This is a genomic window from Metapseudomonas boanensis, assembly GCF_018704125.1.
GTDB classification, from domain to species: Bacteria; Pseudomonadota; Gammaproteobacteria; order Pseudomonadales; family Pseudomonadaceae; genus Metapseudomonas; species Metapseudomonas boanensis.
This window is the reverse complement of sequence record NZ_JAGTIS010000021.1, coordinates 45,000-66,751: the sequence shown is the minus strand read 5'-3', so window position 1 is coordinate 66,751 and position 21,752 is coordinate 45,000. Positions and strand designations below refer to the sequence as shown.

Here is a 21,752-nt window from a genome sequence, read left to right as displayed (position 1 = left end):
GTTCCAGACGACTTCCTGACCATTCTGCGGGATGGGGAAGGGATAGGCGGTCTGGAAGTTGGTCAGGCCATTGCCCCCTGCCACGAGCTGGGTGTTCTGGGCGTTGGAGCGCACGGCGGCGTAGACGAAGTCCGGCAGTGCGACGCTGCGGTGGCTGGGGTAGACCGGCATGCGATAGGAGTCGGGGTAGCGCTTGAGCATGGCCAGCTGGCCGGGGCTCAGCTTGTCCTGGTACTGCTCGGCGTTCTGCGCGGTGATGGTGAACAGCGGCTGCTCGTTGGCGAAGGGGTCGTCGAGAAAGCCCTCCGGGCTCTGCTGGCCGCTGTTGCTGGGCAGGCCGCCGGTCCAGGCGGGGATGCTGCCGTCGGCATTGCCGGCCTGCTCCGCACCGAGCGGGGTCAGGGTCTTGCCGAGCTGGGCGGCCTGCTCCGGGGTGACGGCGGCCAGCGCGCTGCCTGCCAGCAGGGACAGACCCAGGCTGGTGCTCTGCATAAAGCGTTTCATGATCTGTTCTCCTGCTTAAAAGGACATGCCGAAGCTGAGCGCGACGAAGTCGCGATCGATGCTGGTGTTGTAATCGCCGCCGAAGAAGTCGGTGTACGACAGGCTGGCGGTGTAGGTGTTGCGGTACTCGGCATCCACGCCCAGGCTGATCGCCTTGCTGCCCTCGTTGAAACCTGGCTCGGGGGCGTAGCCGTCGACGTCGTGAGACCAGGCCAGGTTCGGCTTGAGGGTCACCGCCGGAATCAGGTCGGTGTATTCCCAGATCGCCCGGGCGCGATAGCCCCAGGAGGTGCTGGTGACAAAGCCCTCGTCGTTGCAGTTCTGCGCGGTACTGGCGCTGGTGACGCTGCGGCACAGGTCGTTGTCGGGGTACAGTCGGCCCTGGCCGAACACCGGATCGCGGCCATAGCGCAGGCCGCCCTTGCCCTCCAGATCGCCGACATGCACCACGCCGACTTCGCCGATCAGGGTCAGGCGATCGGCGCCCATGACCTGGTCGAAGAAATGCACGGCGGTAATCTGCGCCTGGGTCATGGGCTTGCGCTGATAGCCCTTGACCAGCGCCGAGTTGCTCGCCGTGTAGGCGCCGGAGGAGAGCAGCGGCGACAGCGCCGTCACACCGGTGCCGGCCTGGACCAGGTCGACGGCATTGAGCTGTATGGGCATGTTTGGGCGGTAACTGATCTCGCCGGACAGGGCCGTGCCGATCGGCAGGGTGGTGGCGAAACTCAGGCCGTACAGGCGGATGTCCTCCGGATAGGCCACCTGGTACTTGGAGGTGCCGATGCGGTAGGCCGCGCCCAGGTCGTTGAGTGCCGGGCCGAGGAGGTCGGTACAGACGGCCGGGTCGGGGATACCCAGGTTGGCGCACAGCTGCGGGACGAAGTTCAGATCGGCGATGTTCGGGCTGCTCAGCGAATTCACGTAGGGCATCCGGCTGTGGTAGTTCATCGCATAGGCGCCGAACTCGGTGTCCAGCTCGGGTACGAGCCAGCGCAGGGCCACGCCGAACTGACCGCTGTCGCGGGCATCATCATCGGCCATGCGCGGCACTATGATGCCTTCCTCGCCCAGCTGGATGCCGAAGGGGTTGAGCGCCGCGCCGGCGGCCGGGATGCCGGTGAGGTTGGGGCCGACGGGCACCGTGTCGCAGCCATCGGCGATGAAGTCGTTCTGCGAGAAGAAGGTGCCGCAGTTGTCCACCACCGTCTGCTGCCAGTCGAGCTGGTAGAAGGCCTCGGCGGTCAGGTTGTCGGTCAGGTTCTGCGACAGGTAGAACATGTTGACCGGGATCAGACCCTCCTTGATCTCGGCCCCGGGGCGGCGGAAGGCGGAGACATCCACCGGGTTGATGCTGTTGATGCCGCCCTGGATGAAGGTGCTCTCGCCCCAGCTGACCACCTGCTTGCCCAGGCGCAGGGTGCCGGGCAGCTCGCCGATCACGTAGTTGTGGTAGAGGAAGGCATCGAGCAGCTCGGCACCGGAGGCCTGTGCGCCCTCCTTGCGGTTGTGATCGTCGATGTCCTTGAACAGACGGCTCTCGTCCTTGAGCTCGAAGTCGTACCAGTACTTGCCGCGCAGGAACACGCCGGTCTCGCCGTACTTCAGCTCCAGGTCGTGGATGCCCTTGAAGATCTTGGAGAAGGTTTCGCCCTTCTTGAAGTTCTGCCGGCCATCGTCGGTGGCGCTGACCAGGCCCTTGCCGCCGTTGTTCTCGCCGATCAGCTCGGGATCGGCGCCACGCAGGGACCAGCTGGCGCCGACGCTGAGCGTCGAGTCGAACTGGCCTTCGAGCTCGCCTATGGCGAAGTCGACGGCCTGGGCCGGCGTGGAGCACAGGGCGGCCAGGCTGATGGCGCATGCCAGGCGGGCGGGCTGCCATGGGGGTTGCTTGAGCATCTTCATTACCTCTTGTTTTTGTTCTGGTATTGCGACCTAGGCTCTTTTTCGGGATGAGCCAGCCCGTACAGGTCATCGAGTGCTCGATGAGGTCCGTATTGCGGTGGATCAGGGTTACGGGGGAGGGCAGAGCCCCCGTTCTGGCAAGGTATGCGCTAACCGGTGCCGTGCGGTTCAGGCGAAGCGAAAAGCAAGGTCATGCAGGCCCTCCCACTTTTCATCGGGCAAAAGCGCCCCCTGCGCGGCAGGTGGCGCGCTTGGTATCACGGGGCAGGATCAGTTCAGGCTGGGCAGCGGCGGCAAGGGCGCGCAGGCAAATTCCCTGGCCTCGTCCGGAGGGACACCCAGAGCACGCAGAATCAGTTCGGCGGTGTCACTGCCAGCCTCGCGCCAGGTCTTGTGGCCCTGCAGGACAAGGGCGATGGCAATGAGCACCGAGCCGGCCAGCATACCGACCACCGACATGAGCTGCTCCTGGCGGAAGCTGTAGCGCTGGCTAACGAGGCCGGCCAGAACATCGTGCACCGGTGGGCCGTCCCAGAGCCGCTGCATGGACGAGCTGGTGGCGGCATAGCGCACGAGGAAGGCGCCCCAGTGGGGCTCCTCATGGGCCCTACGGATATAGAAGCGGATGCCGTTGGCCAAGCGCTGGGCAGGATCGAGATCCGGGGCTGCGCTCTTGCCAACCCGCTCATTCATCTCCGCCGCCAGTTCGCTGGCCACGGTCTCGAACAGCGAGTCGATGGACTCGAGATTCTTGTAGATGGTGTTGCGGGCCAGGCCTGCGGTCTGGGCCAGTTCGCTGATGTTCACATCGGCGATCTGCTTTTCAGCGAACAGCCGCAGGGCGGCCTCATGGATGCGTTTCTGGATGGCGCTCACGGCTAGGACCCTTCGTTTCAGGGATGACGCCGGTATTGAACACCTGTGCTCACTGGAAATCAACTGCGCTCACGTGAGGAATGGCTTACTGAAAGTAGAGACTGCTGATGGAGCGCTCTACTATGCAGGTTTCCACCGTTCGTCAGGTTGGCTGCGGTGGGTGTCTCTGGAAGGAGGCGCGAATCTAGGACATCTCCATGTGATCGATAGTGTTCATATGGAGTCTGTGGTGTCTTTTTGTGGCGCCTCACAAAACCGGGCTTCGGTCTCTCATCGAACCGAGTCGGTCGACTCCTTGGCTGGCTGACCGTGCGTGATCCGCGTTTCATCAGGGGCGGGGTTCGCAGCCTCGGTCCCTGTGGGCGAGTATTCCCGCGACAGGAGTAGGAAGTGCTCGAGGCGCTCATAGCAGAGGACTACTTCGACATTGCGCGAGTCGTACCACGAATCGGGGGAGCCACATCCACTCAGGCGCAGCTGGCCGTCCCGGGGTAGATCGAACATCTCGCTGGCCAGCTTCGCGACTGCCTCCAGCTCCCCGGATTCCCGAACCCTCTGCAGTATGTTCTGGCCATTGCTGATATGGGCCGGGGGCGGGTCGTACTGCACGCTGATGCGATGGCGTATTGGCCGGTTGGGTGGGCGCCGCAGTCTGGCCTCGAACCACTCGACCGCATGGCGCGCCTGCGCGAACTCCTGATCGCAGTAAAGCGCTCGCTCTGCCGGCAACCCCGTGGTTTCCAGGACCCAGTCAAGGTTATCGGGATCGCTGCCATAGATCAGGCAGGCTATGTTGTAGAAACGCTGGGCATCCAGGGCATGGCTGTCCCAGGGCTGGACTTCTTCGTAAGCTGGTTTCGGGCGCTGCCACTCCAGGCGCCAGTACTCCGCAATGTCGACCAGCTTCCGATAGAAGGCGCGGTCCTTGGTCTGGTTATTCCGCAGGAATAGGCCGATTAGACCGAGTTGATCGGCTGCGTCTTCCTCTCTCCCCAGTACGGGCAACTGCAGCTCCGCGATAAGCAAGTGCCCCATCTCGTGAAACAGCGTGAACTCGGCGTTGGCGGTGACGAAACGCAGCTCTGCATCCGTCAACGCAGACTCGGCCGGTGCAGGGGCTGGTAGGGCTATCAGCAGCATTACAAGGCAGGCTCGCCAGGATGCTGTCCCGCTCAGGGAGCGCATGGTTCTACCGAGCCTCCATTCAGTGTTCTCTAAGCAGATTGGGCTATCAGTAGTGCTCATTATTGGGCTGATTTGTCCAGGCCTTTTGCTGCGGGTCAAAATCTGCGCTGAAAATAGTGGGCTGCTTTGCCAGGCGGATTGTTGCGGTGTTCTGACTTAACCAAAGCCCAAGGGTGCCTCTGGATGAGGCAGACCAGGGGCCCGCTGCAAGGAAGCGTTGCAGTAGTGCTATCGATTCAACGGCTGCAAGCGATCAAGGCTTTTTCGCGTGACAAACTTGGCCTGATCAGAAAGATCAGCGGTATCGGAACCCAGATTTCTTCTGAGCGCAGAATCGTGAAGCGTCTTTAATGAGGTAACCGGAGCCAAAGCTGTCATTAGCCCACCACTCCGCTCAGTTGCCACAGATGAACATTCCGCACCCTGGCATGCAATTTGTTGAGCAACGATCCGCGCGAACATGTGCGACGACGCTATCAAAGGCTTCGTGCGGTGGGATGTTCAAACAACGCGGCTCAAACGATACATGCACAGCGAGAGCGTCGACTATGAAAGCCACCAACCTGATCATGGCCCTGTTGCTGCTGTTACAGGGCTGCACCGTGGCGCCTACACGCTTGCCGGCGGTGCCGGACGACCTGACGGCGAGGGCGGAAATTCCTGGCATGCCGGGGGTGCGTTATGTCGGCGGTGGCGACATGACAGAATTCACACGAATCGGCATTCAAGCGCTGCAGCGGGAGCAGGCTTACCTTGCAAAGCAAGGGCACAAAGGGCCCCTGCCGCCAGCGGTGTATCTGGCCATTTCAGGCGGCGGTGACAACGGTGCATTTGCCGTAGGCGTGTTAAATGGCTGGACGTCTACAGGCACGCGCCCGGAATTCAAGCTCGTTACCGGCATCAGTACGGGGGCGTTGATTGCGCCTTTTGCATTTCTGGGGCCGAAGTACGACGCGACGCTGACAAAGTTCTACACAACGCTGTCACCGAAAGACGTCCTCGAGCCGCGCAGTTTTCTCGGCGGCGTTTTGGGGGATGCAATGTCAGATAACGCACCGCTGTTGAAGCTGACACGCGAATCGCTGAATGAGCAGATACTTAAGGAAATCGCTGCCGAGTATGCCAAGGGCCGCTTTCTGTTAGTTGCCACTGCGGACCTCGATGCGCGCCGCCCCATAATCTGGGACATGGGGAAAATCGCGACCTATGGCGGTCCTGAGGCATTGGATCTGTTCGCGAGAGTCATGATTGCATCTGCCTCTATTCCGGGAGGATTTCCGCCCATGATGATCGACGTGAATGTCGATGGTAAGGCCTATCAGGAAATGCACGTGGACGGCGGCATCATGGCGCAGGTGTTCGCTTATCCGGCGTCGGTTCGCGTCGATGAGGAAGCGAAAGCAGTTGGAGTGACCCGCGAGCGCAAGCTATACGTGATACGCAATTCACGACTCGACCCGGACTGGGCGGACGTCGAGCGCAAAACCATGAGCATCGCCGGTCGCGCGGTCGTCTCGTTGATCCACAGCCAGGGTATCGGCGACCTTTACCGGATCTATTCCACCGCCCAGCGTGATGGTGTGGATTTCAACCTCGGGTTCATACCCTCGAGCTTCAACGCTCCGCACAAGGAAGAGTTCGATAACGAATACATGCGCAGTCTCTACTCCACCGGTTTTGACATGGCGTCGAAGGGCTTTCCTTGGCTTAAAGTACCACCCGGATTCACTGCTCCCAGCGTAACAGCGACGGGCAAATAGCGAGCGCTCGACGACTGGTTATACGCTCAAGGTATTCGGGGTAGTTGAATCGCTCATGCTTCTGTAGACCGAGTTGAAGGGCCGCTTCTGGCCGATCTTTGCCGGTCGTGACCGGCAGAAGTCGACCAAAGGCTGCCACTCGCAAATGACTCAAACCGGCCAGTAGCAGACCATGGGCACGCTGCTAAACTCCGCAATGTGGCCAGAAGCCATGTCGCCTTTTCAAATCGTCTCATATCGTGTTTCTGGCGCGGCACTCAAGCAAAACAGGAAGTTACGCATGAGCAAGGAACGCTATCAGACACAAACGAGGGAAAACACCACGCCACTTCTGTCGCCTGTTGATCGTTGGCCATTCAGCATGAAAACAGTCATCTTAATTTTTCTATTTTCGGCTTTATCTATGGACTTGTTTGCATCAGAAACGGCAGAAGGAGCTTTCTGGAGTTGGTTTAAAGAAAACGAAAATAGGATCTTTAACTTTAAATCAAATCAAGAAGAAGTATTTGATGATATTTCCGACAATCTAAATAAATATCAAGATGGACTGGTTTTTGAAATTTCAGCCGCAGTAAATGGCAAGAGAGAATTCGTAGTAAGCGCAGATGGGATTTCTGAGCTATTTCCATCCGTTGAGTCATTAGTAAGTTCATCTCCCTCTCTAAAGCGCTGGTCAATTGTGGCTTTTCGTCCCAGGATGGATAACCTCTCTGACCTTAAATTAAAATATGAAGGACAGGAGCTTGATCCATCCAAGCTGTGGATATACAGCCGCATTGATGACGACAAGTTTGATCTAATTGTTTATCACCCCGAATACTCCGAGGAAAGAAGGAGTTTCATAGTGTCGGCCACCTACATTCTATTAGATATGACCTTGGGCGAATATGATGTAACAAAAGGAATTCGATATATTGACCACCAAAAACTACCTAAGAATCCTGATGAGCTAGGGCTTCGGCCGTTTTCTGAATTGCGAAAGCAGTTCGATTCCTTTAAAGCATCACGAAAAAAAATGGCTAACAAATTATCCAAGCGGACCGCAGGATACGGTGGTTTAGCTCCAGCGTTAACTACCTCTATGAACTGAACACGGCGGTACCCTGGGCGCGGCCTTAACTCCAACGTCAGGCGTCTAAAGCCATGGAAGCTCAGCCCACGCAAGAACAGCTAGCAATCTGCCAGCGCTTCTCGGCAGAGATGCTGGCTCCTGCCCTCACAGAGAAGCTCGGCATTGCTCTGAGCACACTGCATCAGCTGCCGTTCACGGCTGTCCGGCATCTAGCAGTTAATGGTACCTGCGGCTGGTACATCTGGGGTGGTGAATACTGCACAGGTCCCGAGTTCTTTCAGGCTCTGCATGTGGCCCACATTTCAGAGCATTGCCCTCAAATTCAGCCGTATCTGGCATTGGCGCCTGGCTGGGGTGTGGTTTTGGCGCCGGGGTATGAAGATGTGTGGTTTGATCAGGCGCTACTGGTAGAGTAGCCGCCTAACAACTCGTTCAAGGCCGACTTGTCCGGATGCACCGGCCCTGCGGCCTCAACTTCAACGTTGGATTGCTGAGATGCCATGGACGCCAAATTAGCTGACATCGAAACTGATGGTTGGGAACTGGATGATGGAGAGGCTAGACACAATGAGCATCCGGAAACCTTCTGGATTCCGCACATTGAAGTCAGAAACAATCTCCAACCAGAGCAGATCGTTAAACTCATTTTTAGAATAGTTACCATTGATAACTCTAATGAAGAGGAAGTCAATGTTGAGCGCATGTGGGTTATTGTTAAGGGGCGCATCGGAGGCCTCTACAGAGGCCAGCTAGATAATGACCCTTACTGCACAGACGACATAAAGGCAGGAATGGAGGTCTGGTTCCTGTCAAAGCACGTCATTGATATTAGCGACGAATAGCAATCTAACAAGTTACCCAATGGGACGCCGTACCGGCGCCCGTTAACTCCAACGTTAGGCGCCACAGGAGAGCCACATGGAACGTGCAATTGAACTCGCTGGTTTCTTTGCCGCCCACGGCATCTGGTGCGTGTCGGACGGAGAGACTTTGATTCCCATGCTGGCCCAAGAGTCTGCGGCCAACGGCCGCAGTATGCTCCGCTTTGAGGCTGAACAGCTTGAGGATGGTGTTGCTCAAGCTCAAGCGCATTTTGAGTCAAACCCAGATGGGGCTGATCGCGCCACGCTGGTGTACGACGGATACATAACTCTGCCAACCGGCCGGACTGATGCGCTATGTGTAGTCATCCGTTCCTACGCTTCCCCCGTCGCCACTCTCACAATGGCCGTCCCATATCGCCACGCCGAGTCCCCTGATGGATTTGCGGTTCATCGACCCAAATTTGTTGAGTGGCAGGGTGGCAGCAATCCAGATTATCAGGCATTCGGAGAGGCATTTTTTCGAGGAGTTGATTCGCACAGGGAGGCGTCTGCGGTCTGGACAGAGCACAACGATGACTCTGTGTAGTCGGCAGGTGGCAGCCGGACATGAGGGGCAGCTATTGGCCGGTTGCTGTCTGTCGTCACTGGCAGCAATTTGGCAGATGTTGCCACCTGAGTCGCCTGCCACCGTCGATTCGCTCCAGGCCGTGCCGGTCTATCCGCCCGCTGAATGTGTCGGCGCGGTGATGAAGGGGAGTGCCACACTTGCCGACAAATGCGCTGGGCCGCAGGTCTGAATTGATCGCGCACGACCATCCGGCCAACCCTTTGAGGGGCTTTTTTACGTCGGATGCTTACAAAGTGCTTACAAAGACGCCAAAAACAAAAAAGGCCAACCGCGAGGGTTGACCTAAGTTGTTGATTCAATTGGTGGGCCCACACGGACTCGAACCGTGGACCAAAGGATTATGAGTCCTCTGCTCTAACCGACTGAGCTATAGGCCCCAGAAGGCCGGCGGATTATACAGGCGCCTTATGTTGAGCGCCAATCGTCGGAAGGGGGCTTAGGAATTTTCGGGCGAAGGCCTCGGCTGGCAGGGGAGAGCTGACGATGAACCCCTGGATCTGCTCGCAGCCTTCCTGGGCCAGGAAGTGTTCCTGGGCAGTGGTTTCCACTCCTTCGGCGATTACGGTCAGTTGCAGGCTGCGGCCCAGGGCAATGATGGCGCGGGTGATGGCGGCGTCGTTGGCGTCGTCAGGCAGGCCGCTGACGAAGGATTTGTCGATCTTCAGAGTGTCCAGCGGCAGCCGCTTGAGGTAGCTGAGCGAGGAGTAGCCGGTGCCGAAGTCGTCGATGGCCAGTTGTACGCCCAGGGCCTTGAGGTCGTGGAGCACGCCCAGGGCCTCTTCGGCCTGGCTCATGATGAAGCCCTCGGTGATTTCCAGTTGCAGGCGCTGCGGGTCGAGCCCGAGGCTCTGAAGCAGCTGCTGCAGTCGATCCGCGAGGGTCGTTTGACGCAGTTGCGCGCCAGCCAGGTTGACCGAGATGGGGCCGAAAGATGCGTGCTGCTCCTGCCATTGCTGCATCTGCTCGCAGGCCTTCTGCAGGACCCAGTCGCCCAGCGGAAGGATAAGGCTGCATTCTTCGGCGAGCGGGATGAAGCGTTCGGGAGGGATCTCTCCGAGGATAGGGTGGTTCCATCGGATCAGAGCTTCAGCTCCAACCAGGCATCGGGTGCCGAGGCAGAGTTTGGGTTGATAGACAAGGTAGAGCTGGTCGCGCTCCAGGGCGCGACGCAGTTCGTTCTCCAGAGCCATGCGCTCGGTGGCCTGGAAGGTCAGGTCGCGGGTATAGAGCTCGACGCGGTTGCGCCCGCACGCCTTGGCCCGGTACATGGCAGCGTCAGCATTTTTTACCAGCGTTGCGACGTCTGTACCGTGCTCGGGGAACAGGCTGATGCCGATGCTGGCGCTGATGAAGAACTCATGATTCCCTGCGGGAACCGGGGCATCGAAGCAGGCGAGGAGTTTGTTGGCGACCGCTTGGGCATCGCCTGCGTTATGCAGGCCTGGCAGGAGGATGATGAATTCGTCGCCGCCTAGGCGGGCAACGGTGTCGATGTCGCGTAGCTGGTCACGCAGACGGTTGGCGATGCCTTTCAACAGTTGGTCGCCGACCGGGTGGCCGAGGCTGTCGTTGATGTGCTTGAAACGGTCCAGATCGATGAACAGGACGGCGCCATGGTGGTTGTCGGTCGCGGCATCGTTCAGGGCCAGTTGCAGGCGGTTTTCGAAGAGCAGCCGGTTGGGCAGGCCGGTGAGTGGGTCGTGGTGAGCCTGGTGGTCGAGGCGGGCTTGGGCGTGCTTGAGCGGCGAGATGTCGGCAAACACGCCGACATAGTGGGTAACGCCCTGGCTGTTATCACGGACTGCGTTGATGGTCAGCCATTCCGGGTACTGCTCGCCGTTTTTGCGACGGTTCCAGATTTCACCTTGCCAGTGGCCGTCCTGCTCGAGTTGGTACCACATGGCGGCGAAGAAGGCGCTGTCGTGGTGGCCGGAGGCGAGCAGGCGAGGGGTCTGGTCGAGGGCTTCGGCTTCGCTGTAGCCGGTGATTTCGCTGAAGGCCCGGTTGACCGCCGTGATGCGTTGCTCTGCGTCGGTGATCATCACCCCTTCGGCGGTGCTTTCGAAGACGGTGGCCGCCTGCTGGAGTTTCTCCTGCATCTGCTGGCGTTCGGTGATGTCGCGGGCGATGGTGAGGATGCAAGGTTCGCCGTTGATCGGTATGGGCTGGGCAGAGAGTTCGCACAAACGAATCTGGCCGTTCTTCTGGCGAATAGGCGCGGTGAAGTGGTGCAGGCTGCCTTGGTCGCGCAAGACGCTGACCATGTAATCGCGATCTTCCGGGTTGGCCCAGAGGCCGAGCTCGAGGGTCGAGCACTCGGTGGCTTCCAGGGCGCTGTAACCGGAAATGCGGCTGAAACCTCGGTTGGCTTCGATCAGCTTGCCGTCGCTCAGGCGAGTGATCAGCAGGCCATCAGGCGACGCATGGAAGGCGCGGGCAAACTTTTCCTCGGAGACCTGCAACAGCTGTTGGGTTTGTTTGACCTGGGTGATGTCGCGGACGACCACGACCAGGGCCGGTGCGTCATCCAACTGGATGGTCTGGGCTGAGATGAGGCCGGTGAAAACCGCGCCGTTGCGGCGACGGAAGGGCATTTCCAGATTGTGCAGCGGGTTGCCTTGCTGCAGGCGCTGGAGCAGCGTCGGACCTATGCCGGGGATACCCCAGATGTCGAGGCTGGTTGCGGAGCGGCCGAGGGCATCCTGCGCGCTGATGCCGATCTGTTGTTCGAATGTGTGGTTGACCGCCAGCAGGGTGCCGTCCGAGCGCCGTGCGATGACAATGATGTCGGGGCAGTTGTGGAAAACCGAGGCGAACTTCTGTTCCGAGAGTCGCAGCGCCTGTTCGGTCTGCTTGGCCTCGGTGATGTCGACCATCAGGCCGCGCATGATCAGGCCGTCGCGGTGTGGGATGAGGGTGACGATGTCGTGTATCCAGAGTACCCGGCCGTCGGCTGCGAGCATGCGGTAGTCGAGGCAGTGGTCACGCTCTGCGCGAGTTTCCTCGAGACAGTAGCGCTCGGCCCGGACAGCATCGTCCGGGTGCAGGGTGCGTTGCCAGAAGCCGGGCTCGAGCCAGGCGGACAGCGGGTAACCGAGGAGGCGTTCGGCCTGGGGCGAGACGTACGTGTAGCAGAGGTCGGATACGCGCATCTCCCAGGAGACGGCGTTGAGGCTTTCCACCAGTCCGCGGTAGTGCTGCTCGCTGCTGCGTAGTTCGACTTCCAGGGCAGCCCGGTTGGTCATCTCTGCGCTCAGGCGGCGATTCACCCGCAGGACGTAGACGAGGATGCCCAGCACTGCGAGCAAGGCCGGCAGGCCGTAAAGGAGCACGCGCGGCCAGTCGGTTGTCTGGTACACGGCTCCGCCGACCCAGCGCTGCTGGATCGCGGTGGCCTCTTCGCTGCTGATGTCGGCGAGCGCTTTGTCGAGGATGCTGGCGAGCAGGGGATTGCCGCGCGGCGTGGCCATCGCCAACTGGTAGCGGTAAGACGTTTCGCCACTGATGGCGATGCCATCGAGTTTGAGTTGGCGCAGGCTCCAGACACTGGAGGCGAGATCGCCGACAAAAGCGTCGACTTTGGCAGTCGCCAGCGCTTGCAGTGCGGCGGCAACGCTGGGGTAGGCGTGCAGGCTGAGGTCCGGGTTGCGATTGCGCAGCAGTTCGTGGGGGGCATAGTCCTTCACCACGGCAACCTTGAGGCCATAGAGCTGTTTGACTTCGCGCGGTTGCACGCCCTTCTCCCGGGAAAGGATGACGATCGGGAAATCGAGGTAGGGGCGGGTGAAGAGCAGATGTTCCTGGCGCTCCGGGGTGGACATGATGCCCGGAAGCAACTCCAGCTTACCTTTGCGCGCCTGTAACAACACCTCGCTCCAGTTGCTGGGTTCGATGGGTTTGAACTGGACGTTGAGGCGCTTGCGGACTTCTGCGAGGTAGTCGGCGGCCAGGCCCTGATGGGTGCCGTGTTCGTCGCGAAATTCGAAGGGCGGCCAGGAAGTGTCGATGCCGAGCCGCCATTCCCGGTGGGCGTCGAGCCAGGCGCGCTCTTCCGGCGTGAGCGTCAAGGCGCTGGCCGAAGCTGCCCAGAATGCGATGCAGAGCAGGAGGATGGCCGGCAGTCGCGCCATGGCGGCCTCATTCGTTGAGGGATGACAGTGGGCAGTGTAGACGTGGCTGCTGGCCAGTAGGAAGCAGAAAGCAGAACCCCCGGACTGGCCGGGGGTTCTGGGAGGGCTTATTCGTCGAGGAAGGAGCGGAGATGCTCGCTTCGAGACGGGTGACGCAGCTTGCGCAACGCCTTGGCTTCGATCTGGCGGATACGCTCTCGGGTCACATCGAACTGCTTGCCGACTTCCTCGAGGGTGTGGTCGGTATTCATGTCGATGCCGAAGCGCATGCGCAGGACCTTGGCTTCACGGGCGGTGAGGCCGGCCAGCACTTCGCGGGTCGCTTCCTTGAGGCTTTCCACGGTGGCGACGTCGATCGGGGACTGCATGGTGGAGTCCTCGATGAAGTCACCCAGATGCGAGTCTTCGTCGTCGCCGATCGGGGTTTCCATGGAGATCGGCTCTTTGGCGATCTTCAGAACCTTGCGGATCTTGTCCTCAGGCATCTCCATGCGCTCGCCCAGTTCTTCCGGCGTGGGTTCGCGGCCCATTTCCTGCAGCATCTGGCGGGAAATACGGTTCAGCTTGTTGATGGTCTCGATCATGTGCACCGGGATACGGATGGTGCGCGCCTGGTCCGCGATAGAGCGGGTGATTGCCTGGCGAATCCACCAGGTGGCATAGGTCGAGAACTTGTAACCGCGACGGTATTCGAACTTGTCTACCGCCTTCATCAAGCCGATGTTGCCTTCCTGGATCAGGTCGAGGAATTGCAGGCCACGGTTGGTGTACTTCTTGGCGATGGAAATCACGAGACGCAGGTTGGCCTCGACCATTTCCTTCTTCGCCCGGCGAGCCTTGGCCTCACCGATCGACATCCGGCGGTTGATGTCCTTGATGTCGTTGACCGTCAGGTCGACTTCCTTCTCAAGGTCCACCAGCTTCTGCTGGTTGCGCTTGATGTCGTCCACCAGGCGGCCGATGGCTTCGGCGTACTTGGCTTTGCCCTTGGCCAGGCCGTCGGCCCAGGTCAGGTCGACTTCGTTGCTCGGGAACAGGCGCAGGAAGTCGGCGCGCGGCATGCGTGCGTCGCGGACGCAGAGCTGCATGATGGCGCGTTCTTGGGCACGGACACGGTCCAGTGCACCGCGGACCTTCTCCACCAGGGCGTCGAATTGCTTCGGCACCAGCTTGATCGGCATGAACAGTTCAGCCAGGGCGAGCAGTTCTTCAGCCGCTTGCTTGCTGCCGCGACCGTGCTTCTTCAAGGCCTTCTTGGCGTTTTCCAGCTGGTCGGATACTGCCGTGAAGCGGCGCAGGGCCTCTTCCGGGTCCGGACCACCGTCGCCTTCTTCCTCGGCGTCGTCGCTTTCGCCTTCTTCCTCTTCGTCCTCGTCCTTGTCTTTGGCCGCGGCGGCGTTGTCCTTCAGCTCGACAGGCTCGACTTCTTCTGCCGGCAGGGTGCCGTCATCGGGGTCGATGTAGCCGCTGAGAACGTCGGAGAGGCGGCCACCTTCAGTGGTGACGCGCTGGTACTCGGAGAGAATGCCGTCGACCGCCCCTGGGAAGTGGGCGATGGCGCTCATCACCTCGCGGATGCCTTCCTCGATGCGTTTGGCGATTTCGATCTCGCCTTCGCGGGTCAGCAGTTCCACGGTACCCATTTCACGCATGTACATGCGCACGGGGTCGGTGGTGCGGCCAATATCGGTCTCGACAGCAGCGAGGGCGGCTGCAGCTTCCTCGGCTGCGGCTTCGTCGGTGTCGGCTTCGGCCAGCAACAGGGCATCCGCATCCGGAGCACTCTCGAATACGTTGATCCCCATGTCGTTGATCATGCGGATGATATCTTCCACCTGTTCCGGATCGGAAATATCCTCCGGCAGGTGGTCGTTGACCTCCGCGTAAGTCAGGTATCCCTGCTCACGGCCACGGGCGATCAACTCTTTGAGGCGAGACTGCTGTTGCGCTTTTCCGGACATGGCACCCTATCCACTTAAGGTCTTGGCGGGCTGAAAACAAGCCGAGGATTATACCTGATCCGGGGCCTTACGCGCCAGTTGAGGTCGGAGTCAGGGGAGACGTGTTGCGGCTGAGGAGGTCGCGCAGCTGATCTTTCTCTTCTGCGCTGAGTTCGCTTTGCCGCGCTTTCCGCAGCAGATTTTCCAAGCGGCGTTCCCGCTGGCGAGCCGACAACCTAGTTATAGTGTCGAAAAACTGTTGTTCAAGGTTATCGCTGGAAATCAGCCATTCCTTTTCCGCCAGGGCGCGCAGCAGTCGGCCCTGTTCGGTGCCGTGCCAGCGGGCAATCAGCTGCAGCGAACGCAGTTTCGGGTTCTTCTGGACGGCCTCCACCAGTGACACCATCAGCTGGGCGTAGGTATCGTCTTCTGCCGCGAAATGGCTGGCATCTTCGACTTTCTGCGCCAGTGAAGGGTGGTGAAGAAGGGTGCGAAGTGCGGTGAGTGTGGGCGATTCGACACTGACTTCGGTGCGTGGCGGGCGCTTGAAATCTCCGCGCCCCGACTTGTCCCACTTCTTGCCATCCTTCTTCCAGCTGTCCTTGCGCCGTTCGTCTTTTTTCCAGTTTCCCTGGGGCGCGGCGGGCGATTCGAAGTACTGGGACGGGTCCGGCTCGTGATAGTCGCTGTAGCCGGAGATGCTGTCGTAATAGCTGTCGTCCGACGTCTGGGGCTCACTGCTGGTGGGGGGGCTGGCGGTGGTTCTCGCCATGCGACCGAGGGCGTCGTTGTTGAGCCCGGTGATTTCCGCCAGGCGCTGGCGCATCAGGGTGCGCAGGTTGGCGCCGGGCACGCGTTCGATCAGCGGAGCGGCAAGGGTGGCCAGGTGTGCCTTGCCTTCCAGTGAGCTGGGGTTCGCCTCTTCGGTCAGTTGCTGGAAGAAGTAATCCGCCAGGGGCTGGGCATGCTGGGTGATGCGGGCCAGGAAGGCGTCGGTGCCCTCCTTGCGGACCAGGCTGTCGGGGTCTTCGCCTTCGGGGAGGAACAGGAAGCGCGCACGCCGACCGTCTTCCAGGCTTGGCAGGGCGGCTTCGAGCGCGCGCCAGGCGGCCTTGCGACCGGCTTGGTCGCCGTCGAAGCAGAACAGGATGCTCGGCACCAGGCGGAACAGGCGCTTGATGTGCTCTTCGCTGGTGGCGGTACCAAGGGTGGCGACGGCATTGCGCAGGCCTTGTTGGGCGAGGGCTATGACGTCCATGTAGCCTTCTACGACCATGATTTCGTCGAGGCTGCGGTTGTGCTTGCGCGCTTCATAAAGGCCGTACAGCTCCTGGCCTTTGTGGAACACCGGCGTTTCCGGGGAGTTGAGGTACTTGGGCTTGTCATCGCCCAGCACCCGGCCGCCGAAAGCGATAATCCGCCCGCGGCTGTCGCGAATGGGGAACATCACGCGGTCGCGGAAGCGATCGTAGCGTTTGCCGGTGTCAGCGTTTTCGATCAGCAGACCGGCATCGATCATGCTTTTCTGCTGAAGGCTGTCACCGCCCATGTGCTTGAGCAGGTTGTCCCAGCCGGGCGGGGCGAAGCCGAGGGCAAAGTCACGGGCGATTTCGCCGGTGAGTCCGCGCCCTTTCAGGTACTCGACCGCAGCCTTGCGGGTCGGGTGGTTTTTCAATGCCTGTCGATAGTAGTCAGAGGCCGCCGTCAGCAGGGGGTAGAGCGGGGAGTCGGTCGGCTGGCGGGGCTTGTTGCTGCGCCCGCTCTCTTCTCGCGGTACATCCAGCCCGGCGCGCTTGGCCAGGTCCTCGACCGCCTGGGGAAAGTCCAGGTGGTCGTGGTCCATGATGAAGCCAAGGGCGTTACCGCCGGCACCGCAGCCGAAGCAGTAGTAGAACTGTTTGTCCGGGCTGACGCTGAAGGACGGTGTCTTCTCGTTGTGGAAGGGGCAGCGCGCGGTGTAGTTCTTGCCGGCCTTCTTCAATTGGATGCGTGAACCCACCACTTCGACAATGTCGGTGCGGTTCAGCAGATCATCGATGAAGCCTTGGGGGATCAGACCGGCCATAGGGTGCTCGGGGCGCTTTGAGGTTCGAAGCATACTCCCCGCTCGGTGGGCGAAACAGGGGGCGAGCGACGTGCGCTAGAAAGCAAAAAACTCCGGCTATCGCCGTAGCGAAGCGGAGTCTTCTGTGCTGCTTAAATGCACTCGCCCGGCCGTGGCCGGGCGATGCTAGAGCGTGCTGCGGAGCCTGTTAACTCAGTACAGGCGCTCGCGGCGGCGCTGCTCGCGCTGCACTTTTTTGGCGTGACGCTTAACTGCAGCAGCAGCTTTGCGCTTACGCTCAGCAGTGGGCTTCTCGTAGAACTCGCGGCTGCGAACTTCGGCCAGTACACCGGCTTTTTCGCAGGAGCGCTTGAAACGACGCAGGGCTACGTCGAAGGGTTCGTTCTCTTTTACTTTGACGGCTGGCATCCAGGTCGTACCTTCATCAATTACCGAATGGTCGACGCATTCCGGCAAAAAGTAGGCTCGGTGGCGCGTCGGATTTCAAGGGCTGCGGATATTAACGCCTCGGGCCCTGGAATGCAAAGCCTTCAGTCGAAAACCACTGGTCGGGGCGAGGGGCGGCGATTATGATTCGCGCCTTCTTGTTTGGCTAGGCCTGAAGGCTCATACCCATGCTAGTGCTGGGGTTGGAAACCTCCTGCGACGAAACCGGCGTCGCACTCTATGACAGCGAACGTGGCCTGCTGGCCGATGCGCTGTTCAGTCAGATCGACCTGCACAGGGTCTACGGCGGCGTCGTGCCTGAGTTGGCGTCGCGCGATCACGTCAAGCGCATGCTGCCCTTGCTGCGCCAGGTGCTGGACGAAGCCGGCTGCGTGCCCTCCGATATCGATGGCATCGCCTACACCGCCGGCCCCGGGCTGGTAGGTGCATTGCTGGTCGGGGCGTCCTGCGCTCAGGCCATGGCGTTTGCCTGGGGCGTGCCGGCGCTTGGCGTTCACCATATGGAGGGCCACCTGCTGGCGCCCATGCTGGAGGAGCAGCCGCCGGAGTTTCCGTTCGTCGCTCTGCTGGTTTCCGGCGGCCACACGCAGTTGGTGCGCGTCGATGGCATCGGCCGTTACGAGTTGCTTGGCGAATCGGTGGACGATGCGGCCGGCGAGGCGTTCGACAAGACTGCCAAGCTGATCGGCCTGGGCTATCCCGGCGGGCCTGAGATCGCTCGCCTGGCGATGAGTGGTACCCCAGGCCGTTTCACCTTTCCTCGACCGATGACGGATCGCCCGGGGCTGGATTTCAGCTTCAGTGGCCTGAAAACCTTCGCGCTCAATACCTGGCAGCAGTGCCGCGGTGCTGGGGACGACGGTGAGCAAACCCGTTGCGACATCGCTCTGGCGTTCGAGCAGGCAGTGGTGGAGACTCTCACCATCAAGTGCAAGCGCGCCCTCAAACAGACCGGGCTGAAGCGTCTGGTCATCGCCGGTGGTGTCAGCGCCAATCAGGCACTGCGCCAGGCCCTTGCCAAGATGCTGGGTGAGCTGAAGGGCGATGTGTTCTACGCGCGTCCACGGTTCTGCACTGATAACGGGGCCATGATCGCCTATGCGGGCTGCCAGCGTTTGCTGGCAGGGCAGCATGACGGTCCGGCGATTGCCGTGCAGGCGCGCTGGCCGATGGAGAGCTTGCCAGCGGTTTGACTGCTGGCTGAGCCCCATTCACTCATCGGATTCAGAAATGTCGTTCGCGCCCGGCGAAAAGGTCGCGTAGATTGCCGCGATGACGCCAGACGATGAGTCCGGTCAGCAGGGTCATCGGCAATAGGGCGCCGGGTTGCTGCCAGGCCAGTAGCGGCAGGGTCAGTGGCGTGGCGATCAATGCCGCCAACGAGCTGGTGCGGGTCAGGTAGAAGGTCAGCATCCACGCGGCAATAGCCAGCAGTGCGGCGGGTGGGTAGAGCCCGAGCAGCATGCCTGCAGCCGTAGCGACCCCTTTGCCGCCGCGGAAACGGAAGTACAAGGGATAAAGGTGTCCAAGCACCGCGGCAAGGCCTATCCAGGCTTGCTGCTGGATGCCCAGGCCCAATAGTGAGGCGACCAGCACCGGCGCCAGGCCTTTGGCCAGGTCTCCGAAAAGGGTCAGGATCGCAAGTTTCTTTCCTGCCACCCGCAGCATGTTGGTGGCGCCGGGGTTGCCGGAACCCTGGGCACGCGGGTCGACCGTGCCAAACAACCGGCTGAGCAGAATGGCGAAGGACAACGATCCGAGCAGGTAGGCGAGAGTCGCCAGCAGCCAAAACATGGTATCCATTCCGGGGCGAGGAAGTCCCGATTCTAGCGGGGCAGCACTGACGTGGACACGGTTTTCATCGAGGGTCTGGAGGTCGATACGGTCATCGGCGCCTATGACTGGGAACGCAGCATTCGCCAATGCTTGCGGCTTGACCTGCAACTGGGGTGGGACAATCGTCCAGCAGCGGACGGCGACGACCTGACCCTGGCCCTTGACTATGCGTCTGTTTCCCAGCGTATCCAGGCATTCGCCACTGAAAGCCAGTTCCTGCTGGTGGAGACTTTTGCCGAACGCTTGGCCGCGCTACTGATGGCCGAATTCAATATTCCCTGGTTGCGATTGAAGCTGCACAAGCCGGGAGCGGTACCGGCGGCCAGCAGTGTCGGCGTGGAGATCGAGCGCGGATGTCGCTGATACCTGTTTTTCTGGGCCTCGGCAGCAACGTTGAGCGCGAGCGCAACCTGACCGCCGGGCTTGAGGCCTTGGCTGAATTCCTCCACGACATTCGTTGCTCTCCGGTGTTCGAGAGCCGGGCAGTGGGGATCAAGAGCGGGCACTTTTTCAACCTGGTCGTATCGGCTCGCACCGACCTGCCGTTGCATGAACTGGACCGTCGACTGAAGGTGATCGAGGCTGACAATGGTCGCTATGCGCCGGGCCGCAAGGGCCTGCCGCTGGACATCGACGTCCTGCTGTACGGTGACCGCGTCGGAAATTTCGACGGGTTGGTTCTTCCGCGTGCCGAAGTGCTGAAGAACGCCTTTGTCCTCTGGCCGCTGTCGCTGCTGGCCCCCGATCTGGCTCACCCGGTGGATGGGCGCACCTTCGCCGAACTCTGGAAGGCGGCGCAGATCCAGCAATCGCTTTGGCCGGTGTCGTTCCTGTGGCGCGGGGCCGAGCTTACCCCGGCACCGCTGCGTCAGGCATTCCCGCCAGATTCCTTGTGAATCTTCAGCGCCTCAAGGCGTTCTGCCTTGAGCGCCTCACCCAGTTCCGCTCCCTTCAGGCCTCGCTCCAGTAGCGGTTGCACTGCGACCGCGCGGGCGACGGTCGCTGCGCTGCGCAGGTAATCGGCCTGAGGGTAGGCACGCTGTTCAAGCCCGCTGCGGCCGCGGGCATCCATCTCGCAAGCTGCGATGAAGGCTTCGAATCGCTGTGGGCGCCTGTAGACATCGAACCGCTGTAACAGGTCCAGCAGGGTCGAAGCCTTGAGCTCCAGGGCTCGATGGGCGTGGGTGTGAAATTCGCCCACTAGAACGGCCAGTTCCTGGCAGTCGCGCGGGGCCTTGCAGCGTTCATTGACCGCCTGGATGAGACGTATGCCGCGTTTTTCGTGGGCGATGTGTTGTGGCCATTCCGCTTCCGGGGTGAGGCCTTTGCCGAGGTCATGCAGCAGGCAGGCCCAGCGCACATCCAGCGGTTGTTCGTGCATGGCGCATTGGCGCAGCACGGCGAGGATATGGATGCCGGTGTCCACCTCCGGATGGTGCTGGGCCGGCTGTGGGACGCCGAACAGGCTGTCCAGTTCCGGGAGCCAGGCCTTGAGCGCGCAGCAATCGCGCAGGACTTGGATGAACACATCCGGGCTGGGTTCCATGAGCGCACGGGCAATTTCCTTCCAGCTGCGTTCCGGGGTCAGCGCGTCGAGCTCACCGGACTCGGCGATCTGACGCATCAGTTCCAGGGTTTCCTCGGCCACGCGGAAGCCGAGTGGGGCGTAGCGTGCAGCGAAGCGGGCGACTCGCAGCACCCGCAGCGGGTCTTCAGCGAACGCGGGGGAGACATGGCGCAGCAGCCTGGCTTCGAGGTCACGCTGGCCGCCGTAAGGGTCGATGACCTGGCCCTCGTCGTCTTCAGCCATGGCGTTGACGGTCAGGTCGCGGCGGATCAGGTCTTGCTCCAGGGTGACATCCGGGCTGGCGAAGAAGGTGAACCCGCCGTAGCCTCTACCGCTTTTGCGCTCGGTGCGGGCGAGGGCATATTCCTCGCCGGTTTCTGGGTGCAGGAACACGGGAAAGTCGGCTCCGACCGGGCGGAAGCCCTTTTCCAGCATTTCTTCGGCCGATGCGCCCACCACGACCCAATCGTTCTCGACGACCGGGCGTCCCAACAGGCGATCACGTACTGCGCCACCAACTTTGTATATCTGCATGCATGCCTCCGTGGATGCGGAGGATAGCAGCCTGGCTGTTGAAGCAGAGGAATGCGGGGATCCGTCGTGGGGACGAATTCATTCGCGAACGGGCCTGGGGCCTGTCGTGCTGGCCTCAAACAGTTTCCTGCCAGGGGGCGCTTTGCGGTCCTTCGCGAATCAATTTGCTCCCGCCGGGGCGGGCTATTGTGCCTGCGGGATCTGCTCGATCAGTCTGCGGACCGCGCTTTCCAGAAGTGCAGTGCTGTAGCGGGAGGGGCGGAGGTCTGTGCTGGCGAGCCCTTCTCAGAGAAGTTCGCCGTCCACGGCCTGTTCGGGGGCGAACAGTTCGAAGCTGCTGCGCCCGGAACGCTCGGGGCCGGCTGGCTGCAGGACGCGGATCTGCAGGATGGGGCTGGAACAGGTGGCCGGGGCCGGGCACAGCACCAGGATGGAGAAGAGGCGCATCTGAGGACGCTCCCTGGGGAGATGACCACATG

General features: G+C 60.9%; 19 protein-coding genes and 1 tRNA gene. 8 read left to right on the top strand and 12 right to left on the bottom strand.

From position 1 onward, the window contains the following. The 4 genes from J7302_RS24000 to J7302_RS23985 all read right to left on the bottom strand — a co-directional run. Positions 1 to 504: DUF1329 domain-containing protein (locus J7302_RS24000; RefSeq protein WP_251702234.1), on the bottom strand; the 504-nt coding region annotated here is incomplete at its 3' end. A gap of 15 nt (positions 505 to 519) precedes the next feature. Further along, positions 520 to 2,409 carry a DUF1302 domain-containing protein gene (locus J7302_RS23995; RefSeq protein ID WP_394359111.1) on the bottom strand — a complete coding sequence of 630 codons (1,890 nt, stop codon included), beginning with the start codon at positions 2,407 to 2,409 and terminating at the stop codon, positions 520 to 522. A gap of 270 nt (positions 2,410 to 2,679) precedes the next feature. Beyond that, positions 2,680 to 3,285, bottom strand: a complete 606-nt coding sequence (locus J7302_RS23990; RefSeq protein WP_215380686.1) for a TetR/AcrR family transcriptional regulator — start codon at positions 3,283 to 3,285, stop codon at positions 2,680 to 2,682. Positions 3,286 to 3,555: 270 nt separating this feature from the next. Further along, positions 3,556 to 4,425: a DUF4344 domain-containing metallopeptidase gene (locus J7302_RS23985; protein ID WP_251702233.1), complete on the bottom strand. Its 870-nt coding sequence runs from the start codon at positions 4,423 to 4,425 to the stop codon at positions 3,556 to 3,558. Positions 4,426 to 5,018: 593 nt separating this feature from the next. Here J7302_RS23985 and J7302_RS23980 point away from each other — a divergent pair. The 5 genes from J7302_RS23980 (at position 5,019) to J7302_RS23960 (ending at position 8,712) form a co-directional block, all read left to right on the top strand. Continuing rightward, complete coding sequence (locus tag J7302_RS23980; RefSeq protein ID WP_251702232.1) at positions 5,019 to 6,230, top strand: patatin-like phospholipase family protein; 1,212 nt, start codon at positions 5,019 to 5,021, stop codon at positions 6,228 to 6,230. A gap of 280 nt (positions 6,231 to 6,510) precedes the next feature. Further along, positions 6,511 to 7,320 carry a hypothetical protein gene (locus J7302_RS23975; protein WP_215380679.1) on the top strand — a complete coding sequence of 270 codons (810 nt, stop codon included), beginning with the start codon at positions 6,511 to 6,513 and terminating at the stop codon, positions 7,318 to 7,320. A 53-nt stretch (positions 7,321 to 7,373) separates the two neighbouring features. Further along, positions 7,374 to 7,718 carry an immunity protein Imm33 domain-containing protein gene (locus tag J7302_RS23970; protein WP_215380676.1) on the top strand — a complete coding sequence of 115 codons (345 nt, stop codon included), beginning with the start codon at positions 7,374 to 7,376 and terminating at the stop codon, positions 7,716 to 7,718. A gap of 84 nt (positions 7,719 to 7,802) precedes the next feature. Continuing rightward, positions 7,803 to 8,144 carry a hypothetical protein gene (locus tag J7302_RS23965; protein ID WP_215380674.1) on the top strand — a complete coding sequence of 114 codons (342 nt, stop codon included), beginning with the start codon at positions 7,803 to 7,805 and terminating at the stop codon, positions 8,142 to 8,144. Between the two features lie 76 nt (positions 8,145 to 8,220). After that, positions 8,221 to 8,712 (top strand): hypothetical protein, encoded by a 492-nt coding sequence (locus J7302_RS23960; RefSeq protein WP_215380671.1) that lies wholly within the window; start codon positions 8,221 to 8,223, stop codon positions 8,710 to 8,712. A gap of 342 nt (positions 8,713 to 9,054) precedes the next feature. Here J7302_RS23960 and J7302_RS23955 read toward each other — a convergent pair. From J7302_RS23955 to rpsU, 5 genes are all read right to left on the bottom strand, one after another. Next, positions 9,055 to 9,131 (bottom strand) — tRNA-Ile (locus J7302_RS23955). Between the two features lie 15 nt (positions 9,132 to 9,146). Beyond that, a complete protein-coding gene (locus tag J7302_RS23950; RefSeq protein ID WP_215380669.1) occupies positions 9,147 to 12,884 on the bottom strand; it encodes a bifunctional diguanylate cyclase/phosphodiesterase in 3,738 nt (1,245 codons plus the stop codon). Between the two features lie 107 nt (positions 12,885 to 12,991). Next, positions 12,992 to 14,845: an RNA polymerase sigma factor RpoD gene (gene rpoD, locus J7302_RS23945; protein ID WP_215380666.1), complete on the bottom strand. Its 1,854-nt coding sequence runs from the start codon at positions 14,843 to 14,845 to the stop codon at positions 12,992 to 12,994. A 67-nt stretch (positions 14,846 to 14,912) separates the two neighbouring features. Beyond that, positions 14,913 to 16,889: a DNA primase gene (gene dnaG, locus J7302_RS23940; protein WP_215380664.1), complete on the bottom strand. Its 1,977-nt coding sequence runs from the start codon at positions 16,887 to 16,889 to the stop codon at positions 14,913 to 14,915. A 192-nt stretch (positions 16,890 to 17,081) separates the two neighbouring features. Beyond that, positions 17,082 to 17,297, bottom strand: a complete 216-nt coding sequence (rpsU, locus tag J7302_RS23935; protein ID WP_003085057.1) for a 30S ribosomal protein S21 — start codon at positions 17,295 to 17,297, stop codon at positions 17,082 to 17,084. A 206-nt stretch (positions 17,298 to 17,503) separates the two neighbouring features. On the opposite strand from rpsU, the gene tsaD reads away from it, so the two are divergent. Beyond that, positions 17,504 to 18,529: a tRNA (adenosine(37)-N6)-threonylcarbamoyltransferase complex transferase subunit TsaD gene (gene tsaD, locus J7302_RS23930; protein ID WP_215380661.1), complete on the top strand. Its 1,026-nt coding sequence runs from the start codon at positions 17,504 to 17,506 to the stop codon at positions 18,527 to 18,529. Between the two features lie 31 nt (positions 18,530 to 18,560). Here tsaD and plsY read toward each other — a convergent pair whose 3' ends face one another. Next, positions 18,561 to 19,130 carry a glycerol-3-phosphate 1-O-acyltransferase PlsY gene (plsY, locus tag J7302_RS23925; protein ID WP_215380658.1) on the bottom strand — a complete coding sequence of 190 codons (570 nt, stop codon included), beginning with the start codon at positions 19,128 to 19,130 and terminating at the stop codon, positions 18,561 to 18,563. 51 nt (positions 19,131 to 19,181) lie between these two features. Here plsY and folB point away from each other — a divergent pair, with 51 nt between their 5' ends. After that, positions 19,182 to 19,535 (top strand): dihydroneopterin aldolase, encoded by a 354-nt coding sequence (gene folB / locus J7302_RS23920; RefSeq protein ID WP_215380656.1) that lies wholly within the window; start codon positions 19,182 to 19,184, stop codon positions 19,533 to 19,535. Further along, positions 19,526 to 20,068 carry a 2-amino-4-hydroxy-6-hydroxymethyldihydropteridine diphosphokinase gene (gene folK / locus J7302_RS23915; protein ID WP_215380654.1) on the top strand — a complete coding sequence of 181 codons (543 nt, stop codon included), beginning with the start codon at positions 19,526 to 19,528 and terminating at the stop codon, positions 20,066 to 20,068. Before folB ends, folK begins: the two co-directional genes overlap by 10 nt. On the opposite strand, the gene J7302_RS23910 is transcribed toward folK, so the two are convergent. After that, positions 20,041 to 21,273 carry a multifunctional CCA addition/repair protein gene (locus J7302_RS23910; protein WP_215380652.1) on the bottom strand — a complete coding sequence of 411 codons (1,233 nt, stop codon included), beginning with the start codon at positions 21,271 to 21,273 and terminating at the stop codon, positions 20,041 to 20,043. The two genes, folK and J7302_RS23910, sit on opposite strands and share 28 nt — an antisense overlap. A gap of 285 nt (positions 21,274 to 21,558) precedes the next feature. Next, positions 21,559 to 21,720: a hypothetical protein gene (locus tag J7302_RS23905; RefSeq protein ID WP_215380650.1), complete on the bottom strand. Its 162-nt coding sequence runs from the start codon at positions 21,718 to 21,720 to the stop codon at positions 21,559 to 21,561. Between the last annotated feature and the right edge of the window lie 32 nt (positions 21,721 to 21,752).